Source organism: Streptomyces fuscigenes (genome assembly GCF_021556455.1).
Taxonomy (GTDB): domain Bacteria; phylum Actinomycetota; class Actinomycetes; order Streptomycetales; family Streptomycetaceae; genus Streptomyces; species Streptomyces fuscigenes.
On record NZ_JAKGCV010000587.1, the window covers coordinates 1 to 2,837 of the forward strand.

The 2,837-nt window shown below is 70.7% G+C and carries 2 protein-coding genes; one reads left to right on the top strand and one right to left on the bottom strand.

Going from position 1 to position 2,837, the window contains the following annotated elements:
* Positions 1-124 precede the first annotated feature (124 nt).
* Positions 125-1,939: a pectate lyase-like domain-containing protein gene (locus L1885_RS26640; protein ID WP_235799717.1), complete on the bottom strand. Its 1,815-nt coding sequence runs from the start codon at positions 1,937-1,939 to the stop codon at positions 125-127.
* 329 nt (positions 1,940-2,268) lie between these two features.
* Here L1885_RS26640 and L1885_RS26645 point away from each other — a divergent pair, with 329 nt between their 5' ends.
* Positions 2,269-2,718: an ATP-binding protein gene (locus L1885_RS26645; RefSeq protein WP_235799718.1), complete on the top strand. Its 450-nt coding sequence runs from the start codon at positions 2,269-2,271 to the stop codon at positions 2,716-2,718.
* The last annotated feature ends 119 nt before the right edge of the window (positions 2,719-2,837 follow it).

The window sequence follows — 2,837 nt, forward strand, 5'->3', positions numbered from 1 at the left end:
GGGCGGTCCACGGCGATCTGGCGGTCGAAGCGGGCCGGGCGCAGGAGCGCCGGGCGGTGCCGTCGTGCCGGATGGCGCCGCGCGTGGCCGGCCGCCGGGTGCGACCGGCGGCCGGCGCGCGCACTCAGGGGTAGGAAACCACCGTCGACGGCACGGTGCTCGTGCCCGAGGTGGCGCCGCCCGTGCTGTTGATCACGTGCTTGTACTGGCCCATCCCGCCGAGCGAGACCACCAGCACGTCGTGGAACTTGACGCCCGACTTCTGCGGCGCCTCGAAGCCGTGGTCCACCTGGATGGAGGGGGCCGCGGTGAAGTTGCAGTAGCTGCCGACGCCCCACGCCTCGTGGGTGTTGACGCCGTCGTCGACCTTGTAGGCCGCGTAGCCGGCCGTGGAACCGTTCTGGATCGCGGCCTGGTTGGGGGCGTCGTAGGCCAGCTCGTTCTGGAAGAAGATGGTCCGGCCGCCCTGGCCACTCCACTCCACGCAGTACTTGTTGAAGTGCTCCACGAACAGGCCGGTGGCCAGCACGTTGGCGCCGTTCACGCGCAGGCCGTAGTCGGCCCTGTTGGTCTCCCAGCCGACGCCCGCGCCGTGGTCGGCCCGCCAGATCCAGGTGTGGTCGATGATCGTGTCGGCGCTGTTGACCTCCATGCTGGTGGTCGCCTTGCCGGCGCCGGCGCCACCGATCCGGACGAACACGTCCTGCACCGTGGTCGGGTTGGAGGCGTGGCGCGTGGACGCGCCCGCCGGGCCGACACGCAGCAGGTACGCCGAGTTGGTGGTCCCGGCGTCGAGCAGCAGGCCCGCGAGCCGGATGCCGTCCACGTCGGCGGTCTGCACCGCGGTCACCCCGTTGTCCGGGATGATCGTCGGGTAGCCGATGCCGAGCACGACGGTGTTCGCCCGGGTGATGTTGATCGTCTGGTCGACGTGGTAAATGCCCGGCGTGAACAGCAGGTTGAGCCCCTGCGAGAGGGCCTGGTTGATGGTGGCCGCGGTCGCGCCGGATTTCACCACGTAGAACTGCGAGAGCGGGATGGACGTGCCCGGCGTGGACCCGTTGGCCCAGGACACGCCGCGCGCGTTCGTGCGGAGGGAGGGCACGAACACCGCGTAGTCGCTGCCGTTGAGGTACAGGTACGGCTTCTCGCGGGAGACGGGGGTGGTGTCGAGCGTCGTGTAGACGGGGTTCGGGAAGCTCTGGCCGGGCGCGCCGACCACACCCGAGAACACCATGTTCCACACGCCGTTGCCCCAGCCGCCGATCTGGCTGTCGCGCGTGTACCACTGCTGCTGCGAGTAGGGCGAGATCGTGCCGTCGACCTTGCTGTCGGCGATGTAGCCGCCGCTCGCCCAGCCGTAGCCGTTGGGCGCCAGGTTGAGGCCGCCCTTGATGTGCATGCGCCGGAACGGCGCGGCCTGCGCGACCGCCCACCGGTCCGTCCCGCTGACCGGCGTCAGCGCCATGTTCTCGACCGAACGCCAGAAGTTCTGGGTGGCGTTGCCGTTGAACCAGCCGGCGTCGACGGTCACGTCACCGTTGATCTGCACGTCGTCCGGGTTGCGCCCGAGGCCGGCGATCGAGGTGTAGAAGCCGATCTGCGCGTTGAGGCCGTTGTACGTGCCGGGCTTGAACAGCAGCGCGTACCGGCCGGTGCCGAACTGCGCCGATTCCTGCTGGTGGAAGATGTTGTCCAGGGTTCCCTGGATGTTGGCGGTCGACGGATCGAAGACGATGACGTTGGGGCCGAGGTCGCCGCCGCCCGAGACGGCGGCCGCTCTTTCCGGCCGGGCCGAGGCGCGGGTGGCCGCGCCCGCCGTCGCGGCGGGCAGGAACGCGGAGCCGAGCACGGCGCCGGCGGCCGCCGCCGTGAAGGCCCGGCGGCTCAGTCGGGGGGACCCGTTCTCGTGGGAGGGGTCCTGCGAGGGGTGCGGCATGGGGGGATGGACCTCCTGGACTCAGGGGGCAGGGGAGGGGGCACCCGGGGAGCCGAGAGAGCGCTCTCTGGGTAGGCAAGATGGTTCTCCCGTGTTCCGTACGCGTCAAGACTTGTGCACGAACGAGCCTGTCCGGGGAGCCGGATCGTCAACAAGTGACGCTCGGGTATGGGTGGTTGGCCCCGCCTCGGGCTCCTTGCGCGGTATGCCCGTTCGGTTTGTGACGGCAGGTTCTGCCGCCCCGCGGTGATTGACACGCCTCAGGGCGGGAACTCCCATGACCGGAGCCCATGACCGGCCGCTGAGGCAAGCGGAGAGGAGTGGTCCGGATGCGCGCGAGCGGGCAAGCCCGCCGGGGCGCCGCACGTGTCACCTACACCCTGCCGAGCTCGGACACGTCTCCGGGCTGGGCGCGCTACCTGACCGACGCCTACCTCAGCCACGACCGCACGGGCGACGTGGGCCGCGAGCAGATCGAGGACGCGCGGATCGTCGTCTCGGAACTCGTCACCAACGCCACCCGGCACGGCAGCGGAAACTGCCTGCTGCGGCTCACCGTGCGCCAGGGCTGCGTGACCGTCGAGGTCCACGACGACAGCCCGGCCCCGCCCGTGCTCAGGGAACTGCGGGTGGACAGCCCGCTGCTCGCCCCGGAGTCGCCCGAGGCGGTCCCGGAGAGCGGCAGGGGCATCGCCATGGTGCGCGGGCTCTCACGCCACTTCTCCGTGTGCAGGTCCCCGGAGGACGGCAAGACCGTGCAGGCGGTCCTGAGGGACTGACGACGACGCTGAACCTCCACCCGGCCGACGGGGTGCGCCCCTTCGAGGACGCGTACCCCGAGATGGCCCGCAGCGTCGGTGTCGACCCGGCCTCGAAGGAGCCCATCGCCTTCGACCCC

Excerpts from the sequence above, each read along its gene's own strand:
- L1885_RS26640 (WP_235799717.1), bottom strand. The coding sequence starts at position 1,939 with ATGCCGCACCCCTCGCAGGACCCCTCCCACGAGAACGGGTCCCCCCGA.
- L1885_RS26645 (WP_235799718.1), top strand. The coding sequence starts at position 2,269 with ATGCGCGCGAGCGGGCAAGCCCGCCGGGGCGCCGCACGTGTCACCTAC.